Here is a 26,093-nt window from a genome sequence, read left to right on the forward strand (position 1 = left end):
AATAAAATCTGGTTAATCTGCGAAATCTGCTGATTTTAGATTGGGTGCAGGCCGGTGAAGGTGAGAGCCGTTGTTTCTGGGTAGCCCAGCATTAGGTTCATGGCCTGAACGGCCGTTCCCGCCGCTCCCTTCATCAAATTGTCAATGGCACTCAGCACCACGAGCCGACCACTCCGTTGATCTTTGGCAAAGCCCACGTCGCAAAAGTTGCTGCCTGCCAAAATTTTGGGTTCTGGGTAGCGGTAGATACCTTTGCGCTCCTTGACAATACGTACAAAAGGCTCATTTCTGTATGTTGTTCGATAGAGCTGCCACACCTCTTTTTCATCTAAATTCTGGCTCAAAAAAACGTGCGCCGTACACAAAACACCGCGCACCAGTTCAACGGCCGTTGCCGAAAAATGCAGATCAAATTCACCAAGTTCCTGAATCATTTCTGCCTGGTGGCGGTGTCCTGTGGGCGCAAAGGAGCGCAATGCTCTGCTTCGTTCCGGGTGGTGGCTGGCAGCGCTAAAGCTGTTGCCGCCCTCAGACGAGCCTACCTTCACCTCGATGACCGCCTGCTGGATGAGCCCTTCACGTGCTAAAGGCAGCAGTGCCAGATTAACCGCCGTTGCGTTGCAGCCAACGCCGCTGACGTAGCGCGCTTCTTTCAGTTCAGCACGGTGTAGCTCTGGCAGACCGTAGACAAATTTGCTGAGCCATCCGGGGGCGGTGTGAGAACTGCCGTACCATGCTTCATACGCTGCCGGATCATTCAGGCGAAAGTCGGCCGAGAGATCAATGATGCGCTCTGCCAAATTGACAAACGATTCGATTTGTTCAGCAGCACGGCCGTGCGGCAGGGCCAAAAATAGCAGATCGCATGGCTCCAGTGCCTCGATAGGGCTGAATTTGAGTCGCGTGGCGCCGCGTAAATTAGGATGCACCCCATGCACAAAGCGTCCCGCGTGCTGCTGTGAAGTGATTTGCTGCACAGCTACATGAGGGTGGCCTAGCAGCAGCCGGAGCAGTTCGCCGCCAACATAGCCGGAGCCGCCCACTATGGATACGCTGATGGTCATGTTGCGACTCCGTTGGGAACGGCCGTAACCAACGGCCGTTCCGCCAGGCTTTCACCAACTTGCAGCAGGTAGTCCACAATTCGCCCCGGAATATCCACACCGGTGGGCTGGATGCTGTTGCGGAACTCCATGGTGTAATTGACTTCATTGACCAGGAGACGGCCGTTTGCATCTTCCAGCAAATCCACTGCCACCACACCGCTGCCTACTGCGCGGGCTGCCGCTCGTGACAGAAAATCCAATTCTGGCGTGATGGGGCAATTTACGGCCGTGCCACCCCGTGCAGTGTTGGTAATCCAATGGGCTGCGTGGCGTGTGATGGCGCAAATCGTCTCATTCCCCACCACAAAGCTGCGAATGTCCTGATCCGGTTTGGCAATATACTCCTGAATGTAAAAAATTGAGTGTTGGTAGGAACCAAGCGTGCTTTTATGCTCCAAAATTGCTTCAGCCGCTTCCCGATCGTTCACCTTGGCCAGTAACCGGCCCCAGGAGCCAACAGCCGGTTTTAACACAACCGGGTAGCCCATCTCATCAATCGCCTCCAGCGCGGCGGCTTCTGTGGTGGCAATTTTCACTTGGGGCATCGGTACGCCAGCGGCAGCCAATGCCAGCGATGTTTCCAGCTTGCTGCCGCACACCTGGGCTACATGGGCATTATTCACGCATGGAATCCCCCAGCTGTCCAAAATTTGCAGTGCCGCCTGTGCCCGCGAATGGCTCACGCAACGCTCTAAAATGACATCATATTGTTGCCAGGGTGACGGGTCTGCTAAATCAAATATCGCGTTGCGTACATCTATCATGTCAAATGAGACACCACGTGCTTCCAAAGTTTGCACGATGAGCTTTTCTTCGAGCCGAATTCGTGAAAAAAGAATGCCAACGCGCATGTTACTCCCCCCAATCTTCTTCAACTTCTGGCGCAAGGGCCAGCGAGACCGGATTGTTGTTGACCACCTCTAACTCTGCTCCACATTCTGGGCATTCCACAATTTCGCCAATCATCACGTCATCCGCGATTGCTACATCACCTGCACATTCCACACAATTTACATTTTCCATGATTTAAGCCTCCGGTTGTTTGCGGCTATTTAGCCAAAAATAAAAAAAGCGGACTTACCTGTTTCTGGTAAGTCCGCCTAAAAGACGTTTCTTGCAAGAAGTTCGTAGCAAGCAAGACTCACCAGAAATGATCTGGCTTGTTCTTCTTGATTTGCTTCTTGATGATGATTTGTTCGTTCATTTTATTTATCCTAAAGGGATTGAATGCCCCGCTACTTGTGGCGAAAAGAATGCTTTTTGGCTTTGATACCCCGTCTGCTTGCAGCGGGGTAGTTCATTAATTGCACTTCACGAAGGTTTGTTGTTGATGGGGCTTTTGGGTGAAGCCTTCGGGAGGTTTGGTAATGGTTTAGGAAATAAAAAACGCCCCACCGTCATTGGTGGGGCGCTGTAAAAATCTTTTTAGGCGAGCACAACTACCAGATGACGCATCGGTCTCCGTTTTGCTTCTTTGCCTTCTTGATGGCTGGGGCTGTGCTGGAAATGTTTCTCATGAGGCGGCAGTGTATCCTCATGCTTTTGGATTGTCAACTTACAATTTAATATAGAAAAGGCGTTGGATTATTTGTGCAGCTTGCCTAATTGCAGGTGAAATCAGAGACAAATAACTCTCGCTCCACCGTTTGCCCGTCTTCAGAAACAATTTTGCCCATGCCAATAACGGCCGAACCATCGCTGCTGCTGACCTCAAAAGCAAAGCCTTCGCCGATAGGCCCACCAACTTTTTGGTCGTTCCAGTAATATGTGTAACGGCCGTTTCCCCCAATGCCCTCAATGAAAACAGCCCGATATTTTCCATCAGCTTCGCAGCGTGTGCCCGGTAATGGGTATAGATTCATCGTCAGCATGGGGCAACTGCCGCCTGCGCAATTACTGTTGCTAGAGCTAACTGTGGTGTTGGTGGCGGCCGTTCCCGCCACGATGGTTAATACCTGAAATTCGCCCTCCCAATCCAGCCGTGGCCGATAAACAAAGCCTTCTTGCCCAGCTTCATTTTGTACATAGAGCCAGTCGCCAAATTCGGATCGTCCTAACACTGTAACAATTTCATCTACGCCAATAAATGTAATTTCCTGTGAGTTGCTGTCTGGGCTGATGTACAAGCTGGAAGAAAGCAGTGCTCTGGTCTGGGATAGTTCACCTTCGCTGGCTGCTATAACTGCCGTCGCGGTAGGTTCACTGGTTGGCTCGGCAGTGGGAGTAGGTGAACTGGAGACGGTTGGGTTGGCAACGGCCGTTTGCGTTGGTTGGTTTGTGGATGTGGGCGGTGGGTTGGTTGGCATTTCCGTAGCCAACGTCCCTGTCTCTGCCGCCACAGAGATGTTGCTTGTTGCAGCTGCCAAATCGGTTGAGGTGTTTTGGGCAACTGCTGCCGTACCCGTGTTGGTTGTGTTGCTAGCCAAAGCCTCTGCACCAACTTGCCACGGTGGACCTGCCAGCAATATCGTAAAAACGATTGCCAATAGAGCTAAACTAACTAGCCACAAGGCAGGTTGCCGGGAAATCTGTTTGAAGGTGGGAAACGGCCGTTTCATCAGCTTTCGCTTGGCCTTATCTGGATTTGACGCAACGACAGAGGCATGTTCCAGCTCAGCTGCCTGGGCAATTTCATAATTTGGATTGCAGGCGATGACTAAATCAGAGGCATCCTGGTATGCATATGGTACCCATTTGCGGGGTACCTGCGATGGTTTGTCACTTGTCGTTGCGGTAAGCTGCTGCTTCACATAGGCAAATAGATCATCAATGGTAATTTTGCCATCGTGGTCAGAATCTGCTGCGCCACTTAGTAGCCCCTGCACAAAATGCTCGGTAAACAAAGACGGCTCCGCATTGCCCTGAACGTTCCCTTTTGCCCAATTGTATTGCGTACTGTCATTAGCGGTGACCACAACCCGCTTGAACCCATTGTGGGCAAACGTATCAGACGTATTCACATCTCGACCCACATTGCCCACTGATTCAGAGGGTACCGTGTCGCTATAGTAGCAATCCATGACCAGAATTTGCTCTTCAGATGCACTGTTATCCATCTCATCGGCAATAAAGCGGGCGGGAATAGCCGTACCTCTTAGCAGTTCGTGTTCGGTATCTTTTACTGTTAGATAAAGTTGCCCACGGGTGCCGAGTGCCGCATGCCCCATAAAGTAGAGCAGCAACAGATCATCCTCATTGCGATCCGCAAAAAATTGGGAGATGGCGCGACGCACGCCATCGGCTGATTCGTTGATAAGGGTGTTTACTTCTACAAAACCACCTACAGTCGGATTTTGCAGCACGTACGCCAGGGTATGGATGTTTGCGGTTGGTTTGATTAGCTGTGACAGCGTTGGATCATCATATTCATAATTGGCAATAATGAGCGCATAGCGTTGGCCGGGTGCTTTTTCAGCCAGCGTCAATTTATGAGTATCTTCAACTGTCCCAGAAACTTTCTCTAATGATTGGGCAAACTCAACGGCCGTTCTAAACCGATGCTCTTTTTGTTTGGCCATTGCCCTTACAATGAGTTCTTGGCAAGCAGGCGGTAGGTGTGGCTCCATCTCTTGCAGGCTGGGCACTGGCTCAAACATATGCTTTACAGCCACTGCTATAGGGGTGTTGGTTTGATACGGGTGTTTACCGGTAAGCATTTCAAATAGAATCACCCCAAGTGTATAAATGTCGGAACGGCCGTCCAGCTCAGAATCGCCTTGAATTTGTTCTGGACTCATATAAGCAGGCGTTCCTACTGCACCCCCGGTGTCTGTCAACTTAGTATGGGCATACTTCAGCTTGGCCGTGCCAAAGTCAGAAATATACGGTTCATTTCGCTGATCAAAGAGAATATTGCTGGGTTTGAGATCACGGTGAATCACCCCGTGAGCGTGAACTTCGTCCAAGGCGGGTGCCAGTTTGGTCATCACACGGGCGGATTCTGCAATGGAAATTGCTCCCTGCTTCAGACGTTCCCCTAAAGAGCCACCCGTCATGAACCGCATGACCAGGAAAGGCTGCCCCTTCTCTTCGCCAAAATCATAGACAGGTACGATGGCAGGGTGATCCAAAGAAGCAACGACCTTGGCTTCTCGTTCAAAACGGCGACGGAAGGTGGGTTGGTGGAGTAACTCGAGAGGCAGCAGTTTGATGGCAACATCCCGCTCAAAACGTGGATCGTGTGCCAGGTACACTGTTGACATCCCGCCACGACCGAGTTCTGCTTTGATTCGGTAACGACCGATCGTTTTAGGTATCATCAAGCAAATTATAGTAATGCGGCTGCACGGGACACAATGGGTATTTGCGGCTTATTCACGCCAATGTTTAGTACATCCGTCCTAAAATGTTGGCAAAAAGAGAGGATAGTCAGAAACTTTGCGAGAATTTTATGCTATTCAAAAATCTTTTTTGACAGCTTAAATCAGTTTAAGTATGGTATGTTACCTTAAGGTCATTATTGCTTCTTCAAAAATTGTGTTGTCTCTGTTATAATGTTTAAGATTATGTTTAACTGATCAAAATCTGCCACGTAAAATTTCTGCATTTTGTAGTACCCCAGAGTGAGCTGGGGCATTTTTCTAGCAGGAGTCTTTAGGGATGTGACTTCTGTGAGACAAATGAGGAGATATCATGCGTAAAATCTTGCTTTTTATTTTGCTTCTTGCATTGGCAACAGTTGCTTGTTCTCAGCTACCGGGTATCGGTGGTGGCGGCAGCGGTGAAGATAATGAAGTTGCCCAGGACAATAACTCTCCAGATGAAGAAGAGGAAGTGCCTCGGGTTGAAGTAACGGCAACGCCTACACTGCCCCCAACGTTTACGCCAGAACCAATGGGGCGCGCAGGCCATATTTCGCCAGTGAGTACCCGTACCTTGCACATCGTGCAGGCTGGTGAAACAATGGGCCAAATTGCGGCCAAGTATGGTGTAGATACCAAGTTTTTGGCAGATTCAAACCGGATTTTCAACTATCATTTAATTAAAGTAGGACAGGTGCTTTATATCCCTGCCTGTGAATAGTTGACTACCAACAAAAAGAAAAGCCTCGGCACGCACAATGCCGGGGCTTTTTTGATCTTAGGTTTATTTGTGAATTTAATTATGAGGTGGCGGGTACGGCCGTTTCTTCTTCCTGCTTCAATACAATTTCATCTTCTTTCACATCAATGAAGACAACATCACCATTAGTGAAGTGACCTGCCAAAACCGCATCAGATAAACGGTCTTCCACCTCTGTCTGTACGAGCCGACGCAGAGGACGGGCCCCAAACTCAGCATCGTAGCCGTGTTCACCCAGCCAGTCGCGGGCTGCATCCGTAGCACTGATGGAAAGTTCATGTTCAACCAGCCGCTCGTTTACTTCCCCAAGAATGATATCTACAATCTCACGAATATTATCTTTAGAAAGCTGCCGGAATACGACAATGCTATCGACCCGGTTAATAAACTCAGGGCGGAACTGTCGTTTTAGCTCATCCATCAGCGTCTTGCGCATCTCTTGGTGCTGCTCTTGCTCAACCTGAGCATCATCCCGTTGGAAGGCAAAACCGAGGTTTGGACCACGACGAATCGTGTCTGCACCCACATTAGAGGTCATGATGATGATGGTGTTGCGGAAATTAATCTTCTGACCTTTGGCGTCAGACAAATGGCCCTCTTCCATAATTTGCAGCAAGATGTTGAAGGTTTCTGGATGTGCTTTTTCAATTTCATCAAAGACAACAATGGAATACGGCCGTCTTCGCACTGCTTCCGTCAATTGCCCTGCATCTTCATACCCGACATACCCTGGGGGTGAACCAACTAGGCGAGCAACGTTGTGCCGCTCCATAAATTCAGACATGTCTAGCTGAACCAAAGCATCTTCACTGCCAAACAAGAATTTGGCCAACGCTTTGGTCAATTCGGTTTTACCAACACCTGTCGGCCCCAGGAAAATGAAAGAACCAATTGGGCGTTGTGGGTCTTTTAAGCCTGCCCGGGCACGTCGAACGGCCTTGGCAATGGCTTCAATGGCTTCACCCTGACCCACAATATGTTTATGCAGCTCCTCTTCCATTTCCAACAGCCGAGCAGACTCTTCCTGGGTAAATTGGTAAATCGGAATGCCCGTCCACATAGATAACACTTCAGCAATATCTTCGGCTGTGACGCTAACCGATTTCTCTTCTTCAGAACTGCCCGCTCGCAGCTGATCCAGCTGACGCTGAATCTCTTCTTCGCGCTCGTTCAAATGCATCACATCTTCGGTGCGGCTTTCGTCTTCGGCAATTTTTCGTTCGGTGCGGATGTCCCGCAGTGTATCGTATGCTTCACGAATGTCCGCAGGCTGCGGCACCCGATACATGCGAACTCGAGAGGCACTTTCATCAATTAGATCAATAGCCTTGTCTGGCAAAAAGCGGTCAGTGACATACCGTGTAGAAAGGTTAACGGCCGCTTCAATTGCTTCTTCGGTAATAAACAGATTATGGTGTTTTTCATAAGCACCCTTAATGCCATGCAATATTTCAATACTTTCTTCAGGCGTTGGTTCATCCACATGAATTGGCTGGAACCGGCGTTCCAAAGCAGCGTCACTTTCAATATACTTGCGATACTCTTCCAACGTGGTAGCACCAATGGTTTGTAATTCACCACGAGCTAACGCTGGCTTAAGAATGTTGGCAGCGTCCACTGAGCTGCCAGCCGAACCAGCACCAACCAGCATATGTACTTCGTCGATGAACATGATGGCATCGCTAGATTTTAGTTCTTCAATGACGCGCTTGAGGCGTTCTTCAAACTGACCTCGATACATGGTGCCGGCAACTAGGCTACCCACGTCCAATTGCAAAACCCGTTTGTTATGGAGAATATCTGGCACACGGCCGTCTATAATGCGCTGTGCCAAACCTTCGATAATTGCAGTTTTACCAACACCCGGTTCACCAATGAGCGCAGGATTATTCTTGGTGCGACGCGCCAAGATTTGAATAACGCGCTCAATTTCCATGCTGCGGCCAATGACTGGGTCCAGCTTGTTCTCTTCTGCCAGAGCTGTCAAGTCGGTTGCCAATTGATCCACCATGGGCGTTTTGCTTTTTTCTTTCTTAGCTGAACGACGGGGGGTAGAGCTGCTGCTTTCACTGGCCGCCACGGGGCTTTCGCGCAGCATGCGGCGGGTTTGGCGCCGAATTTGCTCTGCACTAATGCCAAACTTGCGCAAAACGTCAATGGCTAGACCCTCGTTTTGCCGGGCTAGCCCCAACAGCAAATGTTCGGTGCTGATGTAATGCTGGCCCATGCGACGGGCTTCTTCAACTGCCAATTCCAAAACACGTTTGGTACTTGGGGAAAGTTCGATTTTGGTGAAGGGGGTTCTGGTACCCGGGCCACCTGATAATCGTTCGACCATTGCCTGGACGCGTACTGCATCTAAACCAAGCTCGCGCAGCACGCGGCCCGCAACGCCGCCTTCTTCGCGCAGCAAGCCAATAAGAACATGCTCGCTGCCAATATAGTTATGATTTAAACGCTCGGCTTCTTCTTGAGCCAAACTCAGAACGCGTCTGGCGCGTTGTGTAAAACGTTCCCAATTTTTAGAGTTCACCCGTGCTCACCTCGGTTCTTGACAACCATTCGACTTTGATTTGTAATCTTATGAATCAAATGGTTGTTCTGCGCCTATTCGCAAATTTAGGGTTCAATTTGCGAATAGGTCATTGAAATTCGTGATTGCAGACTGGGTGAACAACTTTCCAGTATGAGTGGCGATAACCGGTTTTAAAAGCTGTTATCGGCTCCCCACTATTTCCGACTACTCCTGGATAGTTGTCAATTTCTCCAGGTCTGCTTCAACGAATTTGTCAGAAACAACTTGTTTTATACTCAAACCCAACTGTCGTTGATCTTTGTCCACGCGAATAATGCGGATTGTGACCGTCTGGGACGGTTGTACTACATCTCGCGGATGATTCACGTGATTCTCAGATAATTCTGAGATATGGATTAGGCCTTCCAATGCATAATCATCATCTAGTCGCGCAAATGCCCCATACTTTGTAATTTTTGTAATGGTTGCTTCTAGCAGTTGCCCAACGGAGTAATATTCATCAATGATGGTCCAGGGATCAGGCTCCATTCGCTTCAGGCTGAGTGCCAACCGTTCACGATCTTGATCAATGTTAAGGACGTAAACCTCAACTTCATCCCCAACTTCCAAAATGTCAGCCGGTGCATTAACGCGCTTCCAGCTTAATTCTGATAGATGTACAAGGCCTTCAACGCCGCCAACGTCGATAAATGCCCCGAAGTCAGCCAAGTTGATAACGCGGCCCTTCAAAACATCACCTTCGTTGAGCTTGCCTAAAATTTCAGCACGTTTGGCTTGGCGGGCCTCTTTTTCAGCAGCTCTTTCGGATAATATTAAACGGCCTCTCTTACGATCCACCTCAATGACTTTGGTTTGGATCATGCTGTTGGTAAGTTTGCCATTTTGTTTGTCGCCATCATTGCGGCGGCGGCTAATCTGGGAATTAGGCACAAAGCCACGCAGTTGACCTAATTTTACCAACAGGCCACCTTTGTTTTGGCCAATGACTTTGCCCTCATAAACATCCTGGGATGACATCAGCTCTTCGGCTTTGTTCCAATCCAGTTCTTCTGCAGCTTTTGCATAAGAGACGATTACGTTGCCATGCTGGTCTTCTGTATTGACGATGTATACTGATACCTCATTACCAACAGCCAGCAATTCGCGGGTTTCTTCATCCATTTGCTGTAATTCGGAACCGGCAATGACACCTTCTGACTTCGCCCCAATATCGATCAAGATTGCATTATTTCGATGCTCAATTACCCATCCTTGCCGTGTTTCGCCAGTTGTGGGTAAGTTTAATTCCTCGGCCAAAAGGAATTCCATTGGGTGGCTTTGTTCGCCCCCTCCTAAATTTGCTACATTGTCACTCAAAACTCTTCGTCCTCACTTTCAATTTACCACTAGGGCATTTTCCCCGATTATACTGAGTTTAATGTTGCTGGCAATATAACATTACTCCTGTTAATGATGTTCATATGGTATCTATTGGGTTATTGACGTCCAGGTAGCTAACGGCCGTTTCTACACAGCTATCCCTTGCCAAATGAGTATTCACCTGACCCGCTTTACGATATGATTACGGGAATGAACCTGTTCTTGCAGCGGCAGCGGCCGTTCTTTTCTCGCCAAACCATGGTGCTTGCGCTTTTGATATTTTTGGCCGCACTATTGCCTCGGTTATTGGCTTTAGGCAGCTACATCACGCCAGACGAGCTTAATTGGGTGCATCGGTCGGTATTGTTTCATCAGGCGTTAGGGCAAAGTGAGTGGGAGGCAACATTAACAACGGGGCATCCTGGTGTGTTAACGACCTGGCTGGGTGCTTTGGGGCTTCAAGTGCAGCTTTGGCTACGGCCGTCTGACCTGGCTGCATACGAGTGGATTACCCACCTCGCCTGGCTGTCACCGGAAAATACGGCCGCATTCCCTAAGCTGGCTACTTTTTTGAGCGCGGGGCGGATGGCTATGGCGGCGGCCAACAGTTTAGGGTTGGTTGCCGTTTTTTGGCTGACGCAGCGATTGGTGGGCGATTGGGCTGCGTTGGCGACCATTGGGTTGCTGGCACTTGATCCATTTGTAGCGGGCTTGTCTGGCTTGCTGCATGTCGATGGTTTGATGACCACATTCAGTACAATTTCTCTGCTGGCGTTGGCGCAACTGTTCACAAATGTGAAGAAATTTGATTGGCGCATGACGGCCGTTTCTGGCGCGACGGCGGGCTGTGCCATTTTGGCAAAATCAACCGGGCTGACGCTGCTGCCGTTTGTAGGGTTGTCGTTTAGTGTAGGCTTGCTGGTCTGGTGGAGCCAATGGCGCAAGTTGGTATTGCTGGGGCTGGTTTGGTTATTGGCGATGGTGCTTGCTCAATTTGTACTGCTGCCTGCCTTGTGGAGCGACCCAGTTGGCAGTTACCAAACAATCATTGGCACAATTTTGCATGAGACGGAGGAGGTGCTGCCGCCAACCTTTTTTATGGGCAGCGTGCACCAGGCGCATGGGCCTGCTTTCTACCCGATGGCGCTACTCTTTCGGCTGAATCCACTGGTTTTGCTGGGTTTGCTGCTGGGAGGTTGGTTTGGTTGGCAGTACCGAGCCAACAAGTGGTGGCAACGGCCGCACACTATTTTGGCAATCTCCTGGCCCATCTTTTTCATTCTCATGCTCAGTTTAGCAACTAAAAAGTATGATCGTTACTTATTGCCAGCATTGCCAATGCTCTTTTTGCTGGGGGCTGTTGGCTGGAATCAGCTGCTGCAAAAACGGCCGTCTTGGGCGAAGCCTTTCATGATTGGTGGGGCGTTGGTGGCATTGGTTTATGTGGGAACGGCCGTTCCCTACCTGCTCAATGCTTACAATCCGCTTGTTGGTGGGCAATTCATGGCAAAATATGTCATGCCCTTGGGCTGGGGTGAGGGGGTGAGTGCCGCCGCGCAATGGCTGGCGGAACAACCTGGGGCAGCAGAGAAAACGGCCGTAGCAGGCATCGGTCCTGCCTTTGCTCCCTATTTTCCAGGTAAGACGATTTTGCGTGACGGCGATAATTGGCAATCGGCCGATTACGTGGTGGAAACATTGACAGGATATCAAGATGCTCAGTTTGGTCCGCAACATCTTCGTTCTGGTCAAACGCTGCTCCACACCGTTCGCTACGATGGGCAGGCGCAGGCGCGGGTTTTTCGTGTAGACAATCCGGTTGAGCCAGAAATTGACTGGCAGGCGCAAAATAGTCAGTTTGGTGGGCAGATTATGTTACTGGCGGCGGGAACGGCCGTTCAGGATGACCAGCTGGATGTTTTTTTGCAGTGGCAGTTGGTGCAGCCAACGGACGGCCGTTTCAACGTACAGGTGCGTTTACTCGATGAAAACGACCAGTTGTGGTCCCAAATGGAAATGCCGCTGCTGAACGAAGTTTATTTTTACCCGGAGCATTGGCAGTTGGATGAGCAGCCAGTTTGGCGGTACCCGCTTGCGCTGCCATTGGGTTTGCCACCGGCTCAATATCGTGTGGAGATGACTCTTTTTTCAGATGAAAGTGGGGCACAGCTGCCGGTGGTGGAGGCAGACGGCCGTTTTGCTGGAGTCGTACAAACCGTTGCAGAACTGAATTTAGCTCCGCTACCGCTCTTCCAAACTGAGATGTTGGCACTGGAAGCAGAGCCGCAGCCGCTACTGGCGCGCAATTTGTTCTTTTTGGGGCAGCGCAATTTGCCGGAAAGCGTGCTGACTGCGGGCCAATTCTCAGTGGATTTGTTTTGGCAAGGGATGGCCGATCTGCCTGCCAATCTTCAGCTTCAATTCTGGGCCAATGATTTACCGATTACAATGCTTCCCTTGAGTCGCTTTGAAACTGGCTCGTGGCAGGCCGGGCAGGTCATTCACGAAAAATATCGTGTGGCGTTTCCGGCAGAATTTGCGGCGGGAGCATACGATTTGCGTGTCGAGATTGTGGCTGAAAACGGCCGTTCCCTTTCAGCTCCCATCAATTTAGGCCCAATTAATGTGGTGTCACCCGACCGCCTATTCAGCTTACCTGATGAGATTGGCCAACCCATTTTGCTGCGCTTTGGCGATTTGGTTAACCTGCATGGGTATGATTTGCAGACCGGAACGGCCGTACCCGGTGATCACGTTCAACTAACCCTCTACTGGCGGGCGGATCGCCAGCCAGACGAAATTTTCTCCACCTTTGTACATTTGGTGGGGCCAGACGGGCAGATTGTCGTGCAGGGGGATCAATGGCCGGGTGGCTTGCCCAGCAACACCTGGGCTGCCGGGCAGGTGATCATCGACGAATATGCCATCCAATTGCCAGAAGATGCGCCGCTGGGTCGCTACCAAATTGTGCTGGGGCTGTACCCGCCAGCCAACGGCCTGCGCCTGCCCATCGCGGCGGAGGACGGCACGACGCTGCCCGGTGACCAATTTGTACTGCCGCTGGAAGTGGTGGGTCGATGAGTAAGCTGCAACGGTTGCTTTTACTGCTGTTGATCTTGTTGCCAGCTTTTTGGCTGCGCCTATTTTTGCTGGATGGCCAGAGTTTGTGGTGGGATGAGGGGATCAGCTTGCATCTGGCGACGTCCAGCTTTGCTGAAATTGCGGCCAATCGGGCGGCCAACATTCACCCGCCGCTTTACTTTTTTTTGCTAAAAATTTGGGTGTCGCTCACGGGCACGACACCATTTGCGGCGCGATTCTTCTCTGTGCTGGCTAGCTTTTTGCAGGTGGTGCTGTTGTACGGGGTGCTGCGAGATTGGTTTGGGCGGCGAACGGCCGTTATTGGCATGGTGCTAACGGCCGTATGGTCACTCTCCGTGGTGTACGGGCAGGAGGTACGCGTTTACGCTTTTTTGCCTCTGACCTACCTGCTAATTTTGCTGCTGGCTCACCGCGTCGCCTGGGAACAACCCACGCGCCGTACCTGGCTGGCGTTGGGTTTTGCTGAATGGCTGGCGTTGCATCTACACTACAATTCGCTCTTTCTGCTTATTTTTGTGAATGGCTGGTTGCTGCTCATCTTTTGGCAGAAGCCGCGCTTTTGGGAGTGGTTCAAGGTGCAGCTAGGGGTGGGATTGGCAAGTTTGCCGTGGGTAACGGCCGTTCTCCTCAATCGTCTCGGTGGAGAGGCAACCAGCAACCTGGGCAACATCTCGGATCAGCCGCCCGCCTGGGATTTTGTGCTGCCGCAGGTGTGGGGCTTTCACCTCACTGGCTTGGTGAATGTGCTGGCAGAGCCAAGCGTTCAGCTAGCCGCCATTGGCCTGATTGTGCTGATCCCGCTGCTGCTGGTGTGGGTTTGGCTACAGCGACAAAATCGGTGGGGGGTGTGGCTGGGTGCGGTTTGGCTGCTGCCGCTCTTTTTCGGTTTTTCGCTTTGGCTGCTGCGCTCATTTTCCCATCCACGCTACATTTCTATGTTTGCCTACGGTTTTTTGCTGCTGCTGGCCTATTTGCTTACGCCTCGCCTGGATGCGCGCACGCTGCCGGCCTTTTTGGCGAATGGGATGCGTTTGGTAACGGCCGTTCTTTTCTTCTGGGTCATAGGCTGGGGCTTGCAGCATTACTTTTTTGATCCCGCCTTTGCCAAAGACGACATGCGCCAAATCGGTGCCATTTTGGAGGCTGAAGCCGAGCCATCTGACCTGATTTTGGTGCCGCTAACCGATTGGAGCCTGCCGTTTGTGTACGAGGGCGGCACGCCAGTTCAGATGGCCAATGCCTTCCACCAGGAACAATCTTGGCGGGATTTGGCTGCCTGGACAGCTGACACAGCGCAGGTTTTTACAGTTGATTATGCCGATAATTTTTACGATTGGCAGGGGATGGTGCCCTTTGCTTTGGAAAGTGCAGGCAATTTGGTGCAGCGATGGCGGGTGGACGATTTAACATTGAGCCAGTATCGGCTGGATCGCCCCGTCACTGAACCGGAACTGCTGCCACAGGACGGCCGTTTTGGCGATATTGCCTTTTTGGGAAGCTGGGTCGTTCCCACCGCCACCGCAGACGACGGGGTGACAGTGGCTCTGCAATGGCAGCTACTGGCCTCTGTGACTCACAACTATTCAATTGTGCTGGACGTGACGGACGGTACAGGTCTGGAACTGGGTGAGCGAGATGATCAGTTAGTATCGCCAAACGGTCGTGCTACCAACCGTTGGGACGTAGGCGAAATTGTGACCACCTACCATTTTGTGCCGTTTAAGCGCGGCACGCCACCGTTGACCTATGACGTGAACCTGCGTGTTTACATTGTGCAGGGGGAGGTGCAAACGTTGGACTTCATCGACAGCTTGGGGGCACCGCAGGGACAAAATGTACTGTTGGGGCAGGTGCAGGTGGAACGGCCGTTGCCAAACCAATCACACGTTTATGGCGCAGAGCATCCGTACCTGCCGCTGCCAGAGCCACATCAGCTAGCAGATGGCTTGCAGCTAACCCATGTTTTGCTAAGCAATTCAATTTTGCGCCCTGGGCAAAGTCTGGAAATGGAGCTGGGTTGGCAAAGTAGCCAGTTTTTGCCCAATTTGCGACCAAATTTTGTGTTGATGCAGGATGGTCAGCCGCTGGTGCAGGATGGTAACGCGCCCGCCCAAGGGCAATATCCCACTAATTTGTGGCAACCGGATGAGTTTGTTTGGGAACAGCGTTTGTTGATTGTGCCGCCAACGGCCGTTTCTGGCGAAGCAACTCTTTTTGTGGAATTGGGCGATGCCAGCTTTGTTCTCGGCGAAGTAGAAATTATTGTGGATGAGAGGTCGTTTGTGCCACCGACGCCGCAAGTGCCGCTCGATGTGACTTTTGGCGATGTAGCCCGGCTGGTGGGGGTTGATCCGCCTGCGGCACAGGTGCCTGCGGGTCAGCCGATCCCGCTGACGCTGTATTGGCAGGCACTAGGTACGGGGGAACCGGTGAGCTATATGGTGTTTGCTCAACTTTTGGCGGTGGAAGACGGCCGTCTCGTTGCCCAACACGATGCCGCCCCCGACAACGGCTTCCGCCCCACCACCGGCTGGGTTGAGGGGGAATACATCGAAGATGCCCACCAACTGCGCTGGCATGAAATGAGCTTCACGGGCGAGGGGCAACTCATCGTGGGTTTGTATGATCCAGCTACAGGTGAACGACTAACGCTGCCAGACGGCCGTGATGCGTTCCTGCTTCCCGAACCGCTAACTGTTGTTGGTGAATGAAATGCAGTTGACAGTCACCCTGAAGGTGACTGTCAACTCAGGTGATTGTTAGAACAAGCCTACTACTTTTCCGGTTTCCAAATCGAGATCAACGTCGTAGAAAGACGGCCGTGTGGGCAAACCAGGCATCGTGCTCATCGTGCCGACGAGTGGGTAAAGGAAGCCCGCACCCACGCTGGCCCGAATCTCACGAATCGGCAGCGTAAAGCCAGATGGCCGACCTTTTAGCACCGGATCATGGCTCAAGCTAAGATGGGTTTTGGCCATACACATTGGCAATTTATCAAAGCCCAATCGGTTGTAATCTGCAATCTGCTCTTCAGCCTTCTCTGAATATTCCACACCATCTGCGCCATAAATCTGTTTGGCGATTGTTTCGATTTTTTCCTTGATGGTAGCATCCATGTCGTAGAGGAACTTGAAGTTGCTTGGTTTTTCACAGGCGGCCATCACAGCTTTGCCCAATTCTACGGAGCCTTTGCCACCTTCTGCCCAATGGTTGGACATGACGGCATCTTCGGCACCAGCTTCCAGGGCAATTTTGCGAACCAGAGCAACTTCGTTGTCGGTATCATCTTTGAAGCGATTGACGGCAACGACAACGGGAATGCCAAAGCGGAGCGCATTTTCGATGTGGGCCACCATGTTCACACACCCTTTTTCCAGAAGCTCCAGGTTTTCTTCGGTGTAGGTGGGGTCTAACGGCCGTCCCGCCACCACTTTAGGGCCACCACCATGCATCTTCAGAGCGCGAATTGTGGCCACCAAAACAACGGCGTTGGGAATTAGCCCACTGTAGCGACATTTGATGTTGAAGAACTTCTCCATACCAATGTCTGCGCCAAAGCCGGATTCTGTGAGGACATACCCATCAGGTCCAACCAGCTTGAGCGCAATTTGGTCAGCGACGATGGAGCTGTTGCCGTGGGCGATGTTGGCAAACGGCCCGGCGTGAATCAGCGCAGGCGTGCCTTCCAAAGTTTGCATCAAGGTTGGCATGATGGCGTCCTTCATGAGCACAGTGAGCGCACCACCCACGCCCAAATCATCAGCGGTAATGGCATCGCCGGCCTTGCTTTGGCCGATGACCATATTGCCCAACCGCTCGCGCATGTCGGCCAGGTCAGTGGTCAGTGCCAAAATGGCCATGATTTCGCTGGCAACGGTAATATCATAGCCGGTTTCTCGCTCGAACTTCTCGGCCGGACCGCGACCAATGGTAATGCCGCGCAGGAAGCGGTCATTGGTGTCTACCACCCGCCGCCAGGTGATGGTTTCCATATCAATGTCTAGGCGCACGAATTTGCTGATTTCTTCTTCCGTTAGCGCATTCGGGTCATTTTTGTTGATGCCCAGCTTTTTGAGTCGTTTGATCTGCACCGGGGCAATTTTGCGGCTGCCGTCTTTTTGTTTAGGACAGAGCGCATTGAAGAGCCGCATGTCATCTTGATACGACTCATGGTGCATCCGCACGTCAATAGCGGCGGCCAGCAGGTTATTGGCGGCGGTGATGGCATGAATGTCGCCCGTCAGGTGCAGGTTGAAATCTTCCATGGGGATGATTTGGCTGTAGCCACCCCCGGCCGCGCCCCCCTTGATGCCAAAGGTGGGTCCCTGGCTGGGCTGGCGGATGCAGGTGAATACTTTTTGGCCTAGATGGGCACCCAGTGCCTGGCTAAGGCCAACGGTGGTGGTGGTCTTGCCCTCCCCGAGTGGGGTTGGTGTAATGGCAGTTACGTCGATATATTTGCCGTTGGGGCGGTCAGCCAGCCGATCTCGCACGGAGAGCTTGACTTTGGCTTTATCAACGCCGTAAGGCACAAGCTCTTCGGGCAGCAGGCCTACTTCTTGAGCAATTTGGCTGATGGGTAGCGGGGTGGCTTCCTGGGCAATTTCAATGTCGCTGGGAACGGCCGTTTTCAAATTTTGTAACTTATGGGGCATAGCGGTTTTCTCCTTAAAATTGTTGGTCAATTTTATTGCATTTTAAAAATTATTACAGGCAACGAATTTTGGTAAGAGCAGACCCCCGTGTCTGCCCTAATTTGGGCGCATATAGAGGTACGCTCCTACCGTTGATTTTTCACCATTAATCAAATTACCCTACGATAACGGGTCATATTGTCGGGAAGATTGGCAGATGCAGCAAGTAACAAACGTCACTTCTTAGCCAGCGTCTCGGCGGCGACGGCGGCGTTCACGACGCGGCCGTTCTTCTTTGGTGCTGGCTTTCATTTGGGGGCGATTGGCCTGAATCCAGGCCATGCAGTTTTCATCATTGCCCATCATCACGTCGGCTACCATGATACCTTGCTTAATTTCATGCTCAATGGGGTTGGTAATGGCAGACGTCATGCCGTGGGAAATGGCCATTGCCAAAAAGTGGGCATTGAGCGGCGGGCGATTGGGTAAGCCAAACGAAACGTTGCTGGCACCGCAGCAGGTGTTTACTTTTAGCTCAGTGAGGCAGCGGTGGACGATTTGGAATACTTGCCGACCGGCATAGCGCACTGCGCCAATGGGCATTACCAGCGGATCAATGATGACGTCTTCGCGGGGGATACCGTGATCCATGGCCCGTTCCACAATCTTCTTGGCCACAGCAAAGCGTACATCCGGGTCTTCGGAAATGCCTGTTTCATCATTAGAAATGCCAATAACGGCCGCACCATGTTTTTTCACCAGCGGCAAGACAGCCTCCAGCCGTTCTTCCTCGCCCGTGACGGAGTTGACCAGCGGTTTGCCTTCGTACGCCTCTAGTCCACGCTCTAAGGCGGCTACAATCGACGAGTCGATGGAAATTGGCACGTCTGTTACGGACTGCACAATTTGGATTGCTTTGGCCAGGATGGCTGGCTCGTCAGCCAGCGGGATGCCTGCGTTCACGTCTAGCATGTGGGCACCTGCTTCTACTTGGGCCACCGCGTCTTTGATGACCCGATCGTAATTGTCCGCTGCCATTTCACGGGCCAGCAGCTTGCGCCCAGTGGGGTTGATGCGCTCACCGATGATGGTAAACGGCCGTTCCGGCCCAATAATAACTGTTTTAGTTTTTGAACTTAGTATGGTTTCCATTGTTTTGTTCCCGATTTTAGGGTAAGTGGGCAGTCAATACTGACCTACTGGTTTTTCGCTTTGCGAATCTCCATGAACTTTTTGGCGGTTTCTACGGCAACAGCCGCATCGCGACAGTAGGCATCTGCTTCAATATCCTCGGCAAACGCTTCGTTGAGCGGTGCGCCGCCCACTAGCACTGTTATTTGGTCGCGTATGCCTTCCTCTTTAAGCGCATTAATGACCACGCGCATGTAGGGCATGGTGGTTGTCAATAAGGCACTCATCCCTAGAATCTCTGGATTGTGTTCCTTGATGGCGGCAAAATAATCTTCGACCGAGTTGTTGATGCCGATGTTGACGACTTCAAAGCCAGCCCCTTCCATCATCATGCTTACCAGATTTTGGCCGATGTCATGAATATCCCCTTTGACGGTGCCAATCACCATTGTACCCATTTTAGGTGCGCCGGTTTCGGCCAGCAACGGCCGTAAAATAGCCATCCCTGCCTTCATCGCCTTGGCCGCCATTAGCACCTCAGGCACGAATAAGATGCCATCCCGGAAATCAATGCCCACGATGTCCATGCCCGCGACCAGCCCGTTGGTCAAGATTTCATACGGCGCAATGTTCCGCCCTAATGCCTCATGTACTTCTTCCTCAATTTCCTCGGCGTAGCCGTCGTACAAATCTTCGTGCATGAGCTCATATAGCTCTTCAATGGAAAGCTCTTCAAGGATGATCTCGTCTTCGTCGCTCATTACTTTTCCTCTTTCGTCGTTATCTTTTTGTTGCGTCGCCGTCTGCGCTTGCGACGGCCGTTTCCATTCAGCTCCAGGTTTGGCATAGGGTCTGGCAGCAGCCCATTTAGGTGGGGGAATGGGTCGGTGGCATGAGGCAAATGGATTGCCCCCACGAACTCTTGCTGAAAGTCAGGATGAACGGCCGTTTCTACATATCTCACCCATTCAGAAATACGCTGAGCCTCTTCTCGTTTGTGTTTATTAAGCAAGGCGATCCGTGCCCCATCGCCCGCTGCATTGCCAACGGCCGTTACTTGCGCCAAATCGCAGTCATGAATCAGCCCCAAAATCATAGCGTACTTGGGATCGATGTAACTGCCAAATGCTCCGGCCAACACAATGCGATCTACGTGCGTTAGCTTTGCCTCGTTCATCAGCAATTTGGTACCAGCATACAGGGCTGCCTTGGCAAGCTGGATGTTGCGAACATCTTCCTGGGTGACCACAATCGGGCTGCCCGTGGTTGTTTGCTCGGCCGTGGCCACAATGTATTCCCCTCGCCTCTCGTCCCAGCGAATGCGTTCATGGTGCAAAGTGGGGTTGAAACGGCCGTCTGGCAATAAAATCCCCGCCAAAAACATCTCCGCCACCACCTCAATGATGCCTGAGCCGCAAATGCCCGCTGCCAAATGCTGTGGCTGCGCCTCCACCGGAAATTGCGGCCCGATTTGCCACGCATCCGACCAGCTATCTTCCCCGATGACGCGAAAACGCGCTGCTAACGTCTCTGGGTCGATGCGAACCCGCTCGATTGCTCCCGGTGCGGCCCGCATCCCAAACCGGATTTGGGCACCTTCAAATGCTGGCCCGGTGGGGCTGGAGGCACTGAGCATCCACGCCTTGTTCCCCAGCACAATTTCTGCATTGGTGCCAACGTCCACCAATAGTGTCACAGCCTCCTGGTTGTATGGTTCCTCAGCAATGAGGGCAGCAACATTGTCTGCACCGACGTGCCCCGCCTCGGCGGGGAGTACGTGTATGTTGGCACTGCGGTGTAGCCGCAAACCTAGCGCACGCGCTTTTACGTTCATGCTGTCCCGATTGGCCAGGGCAAATGGCGCACCGCCCAGTTCAATAGGGTTAATGCCCAGAAAAATGTGGGTCATTGTTGTGTTACCCACAATAACAGCCTCTTGAATTTGCCGTTGGCGAATGCCTGCGGCGCGAGCGGTACTGGCGGCTAACCGATTCAGAGCCTCGATGACGGCCGTATGCATCTTCTCCAGCCCATCATTGTGCATCATGGCAAAGGAGATGCGGCTCATCAAATCTTCGCCGTAGGTGACTTGTGGGTTCATCATGGATTCGGTAGCCAAAATTTCGCCCGTGCGCAAATCGCAGAGGAAACCCGCAATGGTGGTAGAGCCGATGTCTACCGCCAGGCCATACACCCCTTCCTGGTAGCCTGGCTGTACGTCAATCACTTCCCGCTCTTGCCATAGCGTTACGGTAACAGACCACTTGCCTTTGCGTAAATTGGCTTGCAGTTCACGCAGCACTGGCAAATCAATGGTCAGATTGTGCAGATTCCACTTCGCGGCCAATGCGTCCTGCAGACGACCCCAATCTCCGCGATGCTCACCCAATTCTGCATTATCCACTTCCACAAAAATCTGCCGCACGGTGGGGAATAAATCAATGATTCGGTCAGTCGCCGCTTTGCGCACCACCTGCTTGTGGGCGCGGCTTTCCTCTGGCACAAAAATGAGGGCGTCATCCACAATTTTGGCATTGCATGAGAGGCGACAATCGGGGCTCTCCAGCTTTTCTAGTAAGCGTATTTCCTCGTCGCTGGCGGGAGTGAGGTGGCTTTGGGCAGAAGTTATGCCATGTTTGGCAAACTGTCCTTCCTCCACGCGGATACGGCATTTGTTGCAGGTCAGCCGCCCGCCGCAAATACTTTCAATTTCAACGCCAAGCTGACGAGCTGCATCCAAAACAAGGGTACCAGACGCTATGCGCCCCCGGCGGCCAGAAGGCATAAAAATGACAAGATGGTTTGGTGTCGTTTCCTCATGCATACAGGTGTGTGGTGGATTGGCTTTGCTTAGCCTGATCGGTTGCGGGTAAAAAGAAAAATTCCTGCGCCCAGTAAAGCTGCTGCGCCCAGCACGATGAGGCCAAGATTGCTCGATGATTCGTCTGGCGGCAACGGGTCTGAGATTGCGACTGTTGCCGTTGGATTGAGCGAAACGGCCGTTGGCTGCACAATGGGCGTGCTGGTGGGGCGGGCTTCGGTTGCTGGTGGATCGGTAGGCATTGCCGTTGGTGTGGCCACAGATTCTGCTACCTCAACCGGTTCAGTTTCCGTGGGCACGGCCGTTGCCGTACTGGTTGGTGGCGGGGTGACGGTGCAAAACGGTGGTGGGGTTGGGTTCCACGACGCGCCCGGTGTTGGCGTGCCGCCAGCTAGCGGGGGTGCTTCCACAATGGGCACAATCGGTGTGTAGCCCTGCACGGTGACGACGCTGTCGGCGACCCAACCCAAATCGCCATTGTTGAACTGGATGAGCCACCATGCGGCCGTTTCAGCCCGTCCCACGATGTAGCGTACCTCCAGAAAGACCAGCTCACCAATCTTTTCGTACGCTACGCCGGGGCCGCTGCGCACATTGGTAACGCCTAATGTTTGAATGGTGGGGCTACTGCCGCAAGGAACGGCCGTTGGCAAAAAGCCACCAACTGGCGTAGGGGCAATATTCACTGGCAGCAAGGTAGAGGTCGGCGTCGGGCCGCCATTATCGCTGGGTGTGTTGGTTGGCGTGGGATTATTGCCCCCGCCAGAGGGAGTAGAGGTGGGCGGAGCCGGGGTTGGGGTCCGGGTCGGAATGGTTTGGCTTGTGTTGGACCCATGCACAATTGGTAAATTTGAGCCGCCCCACATGGTTGCCACTATCAATACAAGAATGAGGCCTGGCAGAATATATTTTCTCATGAGATTTAATCTTCAAACGCGACGGTTATTAAGGTATCTTTTTGTAAATCGAGCGTGATTTGAACATGATTTTCATTGGTGACAATGTTTGTTTCACCGGATGCTGTGACCTGAACGGCTGTACTGCCCGCTGGTAATTCCACAATTACTGTGTATGGCTGGTCTGGCGTGCCAGCCTGTTTGTGCAGCCACAGTTGGTAGACAGTACGGCCGTCTTGCTGCTGCACCACATCTGCTGGCAAATCGTATGAAAATTGCGTCGTCAGTGATTCCCCACGCGGCACCATGAGGAAATTGCTAAACGTCATGAAATCTGCAAATTCCTGCATCGCACTAGTAGGTTTTTCCCAGGCCAATTCCCCCAGCAAAATGCCTGCCGGAATTGAGTGCGTGGTAGCATCGTTCAACGCAGTTCCCTGAGGTGCATACACGCGCAAATAGTTGAAGTAGCAGCGGTCGGCAATTTCCTGATAGGTAGGGGCGTTTTCGTAAGAGATTTCTTGCACACAGCCATCACCGCTTGCAGGTGGGTTGGTGTGGCTGTAATCCACCGTGAGCACCGCCTGGGCTGTGCCATCTGCACGGAGTGAAACCTGATAATTGATGCCGCGCTGAACGTGCATGTTTGTTTTGTTAAAGCCCATGTTGCTGTCTAGCACCAGCAAGAAATCCTGGGCGGTCGGATTTTCTAAACGGCCGTCCCAATTCAGTTGGTTTAATACGGCCGTTTCTTGTGTGTCTACCATGTACAGTTGCAAATGGCGGCTGTCTAAAGCCTGGTGCATGTTTTTGATGAACGCCACGGGATCCACAGCTCCAAAATTGCCCTGCACCTTTTCCAAAATGGCAGCGGAAAACGTTGTCAGGAATGCTTTTCGGTTGCGAAACCACTCATTAACGCTTTGCCCTTCTTTTATATTGAAAGAGTCACGGAAGCTCTGAATGGTGTTGCCAGCGTTGATTACCTGCCCCGTATCTGGCACGGTAATCGGGCCGGTGGCCGCCACCAACAGACGGATGAATTCCTGATCAATGGCGATGACACCATCAATTGAGGGTGTTGGTTCAACCCGCTGGTACAAATCAATCGCTTGCTGGGCAGAGTAAGGAAAATCAGGCCAATAGTTAGCGTCTCGCAAAAGGAGGTAGTGGGAGCCCATAATGTCGTAAAGTGGCTGTGGTGGGGAGTCGTATAGGGCGGAGTTTTCGAGGAAGAACTGCAAGTCAAATTGATCCGCATTTTGGAAGGTAAGGTCTAAAATGTCGCCATTTTCTAGCGTAAGCGCGCCAACCCCAGAAATATAGCCGCCAGTGGCCCGCAGTTCATCTTCGTTTTGGGCCAGCAGCAGGTAAGTGCGACGGCCGTTTGCCCCCATAATCTCTGGCAAAATTTGCACAACCGCCAAACTGTCTTGGACAATAGGCAACCATTCATCTGACTGAGCAAACAAAGGCTGAAGCCGGTCCGGGAACTGATCGATGTTTTCAATTTGAGCATAGGCAGCAGCCACACGATCTAGCGAAACGGCCGCTTCGGCCAATCCGGGTCGGGCATCACTTAGAGCGGTGATTAGTTGGGGCAGTTGGTTGCCGCTGGATTCAGATTGCAAAACAGATAGCAGTGGTTTGAGGCTGGTGATGGCATGAACGGCCGTTTCCGTGCCAGCATCTCCCATTTCCATGAGTTGAGGAGCAGCCACAAGCAGCGGCCCCACCTCTGGCACCCAGCCCAGTCGCGGCATCAAGGGCATGAGGAAAGCGGTCTCATCCCGCACCACAACAAAATCTGCTCGCACCGTACGCACCATTGCTTCAGCTTCATCCGGGTCGATGTTGGTGAAGCCATTGGCTAAGAGCGTTTCTGCGGCCGTTTGCTGCGCCAGCAACGATTGTGCGGCACGGCCAATGCGCCATGTTTTCAGACCAAGCCAGAGCAATAAGGCGATTCCTAGCAGCAGGAAAACAGTCCGCCAGCGGATGGGCCAGGCAGAGGTGCGTTGAGATTTTTGTACGACGTTTTCCGTTTTCGTTGTCACTCAATTATTGCCCTTGAACAGTCTAGCTGAGGATCCGCTTCACCTTCTGGCAGCAAGCGCACCCGGCAAATGGGCCGATTTAGCCCATTGACTGTTTCAAATCGCGTTAGATTGTCTTCTTCCAGAGCACGCAAGGTTGGATGATGACGCTGCACTGCTTGACGATACCAGTCGAAGGCAAATAACATATTATCGACCAGAATAATATCTTCTCTATTATCTTCTACATGGTGAAAATACCACAGGGCAAAAATATCCGGGTCGCCAGCGGTGACTAAGATTGCATCTGGCGGCGCAGCGTTCAAAATAGCTTCTGCTTGTGCGCGAACATTGTGAATATTTGCACCAGTTTGACCAGATAAGTGTAGCAAAACCGCCAGACCCGGCAAGATCGCCGACCATTTTCCAGTTCTTGGCAGCGCAACTGTTAAGCAAAGGCTAAAAATGAGCCAGGCAGGCAGGGTGAGTACGATGGCATCCTGGGTATTGTAAAAAATTGCGTAGATGAGGTAAAGGACGGCCGTTCCTACCAAGCCCAGCCACTTTATTTGCCGCAGGGAACGGCCGTACCACACCAAAATCCCCCAACCTAAGATGCCTAATTGTAAGCCAAACCGAGGCAACCAACTGCCCAAGCGTGCCCAAAATTCGGTAAGCGGCAGGGCAAACTGGTTGGGCTGATAAAGTTCCCCACTGACCAGCCACCACCAGCCCGTCAGCGTGGTTGGGTTGCCCCAGATGACGGGGCTACCTTGATCGGCCAGCAGCGGCAGCAGCAGGTACGGCGATGCCCCAATTGCCAGGCCAACCGCTAGTTGCCCCCACGCTTTGGTTGGCGTCAGCAGCAGTGCCAATGGCAGGAGAAAAAGAGAGGTGAGGTGGGTGGTGAAGCTGAGCCCCAGCAAGAGGCCGGTGAGGTGAGACGGCCGTTTCCCCAGCAACGCCCACAAAAAAGCAGCTACCGCCAGTAGGTTGAGTGCATACACTTCTGCCACCACCGCTTGCTGCCAAACCAGCGACGAAAAAGCAAACAGCAGCCCTGGCACGATGCCCAGCCAGCCAGATGAGTTACTTTCAATAGTTGAAAGCTGTTTTTTCGCCGTAACGGTGACTAACCCGGCAGCCCCGGCAGCGCAAAGCGCGGAGAAAATGTGAAAGCTGTAAGCGACTGGTTCAAGTGGCAAAAAACTCCACAGCTTGCCAAGCAAAACGTAGGTAGGGTAGCCGGGCGGGTGTGGAATGCCCAGCGTGACGGCAGCGGTAATCAGTTCCCCCCCATCGCCGCTGCTGAACTGCCAGGTGAGATCGCGGGGCATGGTGAGGAAGTAAACAAGAAAGGTGAGAACGGCCGTTCCCCAACTCTCCCATCGCTGCAACCCGTTTTGCATCT

16 protein-coding genes are annotated in these 26,093 nt (G+C 52.1%); 3 read left to right on the forward strand and 13 right to left on the reverse strand.

Features of this window, described 5'->3' with window-relative positions; all coding sequences use genetic code 11:
- Nucleotides 1-35: 35 nt before the first annotated feature.
- The 4 genes from argC to ACOQPU_RS06290 all read right to left on the reverse strand — a co-directional run bounded on the left by argC (nt 36) and on the right by ACOQPU_RS06290 (nt 5,365).
- Entirely contained in the window at nt 36-1,064 is a 1,029-nt protein-coding gene (gene argC, locus ACOQPU_RS06275; RefSeq protein WP_420644270.1) for an N-acetyl-gamma-glutamyl-phosphate reductase, read from the reverse strand.
- Nucleotides 1,061-1,957 (reverse strand): lysine biosynthesis protein LysX, encoded by an 897-nt coding sequence (lysX, locus tag ACOQPU_RS06280; protein ID WP_420644271.1) that lies wholly within the window; start codon nt 1,955-1,957, stop codon nt 1,061-1,063. Before lysX ends, argC begins: the two co-directional genes overlap by 4 nt.
- Nucleotide 1,958: 1 nt before the next feature.
- Entirely contained in the window at nt 1,959-2,129 is a 171-nt protein-coding gene (locus ACOQPU_RS06285; RefSeq protein WP_420644272.1) for an alpha-aminoadipate/glutamate carrier protein LysW, read from the reverse strand.
- A gap of 578 nt (nt 2,130-2,707) precedes the next feature.
- Nucleotides 2,708-5,365: a protein kinase domain-containing protein gene (locus ACOQPU_RS06290; RefSeq protein ID WP_420644273.1), complete on the reverse strand. Its 2,658-nt coding sequence runs from the start codon at nt 5,363-5,365 to the stop codon at nt 2,708-2,710.
- A 373-nt stretch (nt 5,366-5,738) separates the two neighbouring features.
- Between ACOQPU_RS06290 and ACOQPU_RS06295 the strand changes: the two genes are divergently transcribed.
- Nucleotides 5,739-6,128 carry a LysM peptidoglycan-binding domain-containing protein gene (locus ACOQPU_RS06295; protein WP_420644274.1) on the forward strand — a complete coding sequence of 130 codons (390 nt, stop codon included), beginning with the start codon at nt 5,739-5,741 and terminating at the stop codon, nt 6,126-6,128.
- Nucleotides 6,129-6,207: 79 nt separating this feature from the next.
- On the opposite strand, the gene ACOQPU_RS06300 is transcribed toward ACOQPU_RS06295, so the two are convergent.
- Together ACOQPU_RS06300 and ACOQPU_RS06305 are read right to left on the reverse strand one after the other, a co-directional pair.
- Nucleotides 6,208-8,700 (reverse strand): ATP-dependent Clp protease ATP-binding subunit, encoded by a 2,493-nt coding sequence (locus ACOQPU_RS06300; RefSeq protein WP_420644275.1) that lies wholly within the window; start codon nt 8,698-8,700, stop codon nt 6,208-6,210.
- Between the two features lie 207 nt (nt 8,701-8,907).
- Nucleotides 8,908-10,059 (reverse strand): 30S ribosomal protein S1, encoded by a 1,152-nt coding sequence (locus ACOQPU_RS06305; protein ID WP_420644276.1) that lies wholly within the window; start codon nt 10,057-10,059, stop codon nt 8,908-8,910.
- 213 nt (nt 10,060-10,272) lie between these two features.
- On the opposite strand from ACOQPU_RS06305, the gene ACOQPU_RS06310 reads away from it, so the two are divergent.
- Nucleotides 10,273-13,143, forward strand: coding sequence for an ArnT family glycosyltransferase (locus ACOQPU_RS06310; RefSeq protein WP_420644277.1), 2,871 nt, complete (start codon nt 10,273-10,275; stop codon nt 13,141-13,143).
- Nucleotides 13,140-15,875: a glycosyltransferase family 39 protein gene (locus ACOQPU_RS06315; protein ID WP_420644278.1), complete on the forward strand. Its 2,736-nt coding sequence runs from the start codon at nt 13,140-13,142 to the stop codon at nt 15,873-15,875. Before ACOQPU_RS06310 ends, ACOQPU_RS06315 begins: the two co-directional genes overlap by 4 nt.
- Before the next feature lie 48 nt (nt 15,876-15,923).
- Here ACOQPU_RS06315 and ACOQPU_RS06320 read toward each other — a convergent pair whose 3' ends face one another.
- The 7 genes from ACOQPU_RS06320 to ACOQPU_RS06350 all read right to left on the reverse strand — a co-directional run bounded on the left by ACOQPU_RS06320 (nt 15,924) and on the right by ACOQPU_RS06350 (nt 26,091).
- Nucleotides 15,924-17,819, reverse strand: coding sequence for a formate--tetrahydrofolate ligase (locus tag ACOQPU_RS06320; RefSeq protein ID WP_420644279.1), 1,896 nt, complete (start codon nt 17,817-17,819; stop codon nt 15,924-15,926).
- A gap of 222 nt (nt 17,820-18,041) precedes the next feature.
- The gene (locus ACOQPU_RS06325) at nt 18,042-18,950 is read right to left on the reverse strand and encodes a dihydropteroate synthase (RefSeq protein WP_420644280.1); all 909 of its coding nucleotides are present in this window, start codon (nt 18,948-18,950) and stop codon (nt 18,042-18,044) included.
- A gap of 44 nt (nt 18,951-18,994) precedes the next feature.
- Nucleotides 18,995-19,690: a corrinoid protein gene (locus ACOQPU_RS06330; RefSeq protein WP_420644281.1), complete on the reverse strand. Its 696-nt coding sequence runs from the start codon at nt 19,688-19,690 to the stop codon at nt 18,995-18,997.
- Entirely contained in the window at nt 19,690-21,753 is a 2,064-nt protein-coding gene (locus ACOQPU_RS06335) for an ASKHA domain-containing protein (protein ID WP_420644282.1), read from the reverse strand. The genes ACOQPU_RS06330 and ACOQPU_RS06335 overlap by 1 nt, the downstream gene beginning before the upstream one ends.
- Before the next feature lie 26 nt (nt 21,754-21,779).
- Complete coding sequence (locus ACOQPU_RS06340; RefSeq protein WP_420644283.1) at nt 21,780-22,667, reverse strand: hypothetical protein; 888 nt, start codon at nt 22,665-22,667, stop codon at nt 21,780-21,782.
- Nucleotides 22,668-22,672: 5 nt separating this feature from the next.
- Nucleotides 22,673-24,703 carry a DUF4012 domain-containing protein gene (locus ACOQPU_RS06345; protein WP_420644284.1) on the reverse strand — a complete coding sequence of 677 codons (2,031 nt, stop codon included), beginning with the start codon at nt 24,701-24,703 and terminating at the stop codon, nt 22,673-22,675.
- Nucleotides 24,700-26,091: a DUF2723 domain-containing protein gene (locus tag ACOQPU_RS06350; RefSeq protein ID WP_420644285.1), complete on the reverse strand. Its 1,392-nt coding sequence runs from the start codon at nt 26,089-26,091 to the stop codon at nt 24,700-24,702. Before ACOQPU_RS06350 ends, ACOQPU_RS06345 begins: the two co-directional genes overlap by 4 nt.
- Nucleotides 26,092-26,093 lie beyond the last annotated feature (2 nt).

The sequence above is a fragment of the Candidatus Leptofilum sp. genome, from assembly GCF_965223285.1.
In the GTDB taxonomy this organism is placed as follows: domain Bacteria; phylum Chloroflexota; class Anaerolineae; order Promineifilales; family Promineifilaceae; genus Leptofilum.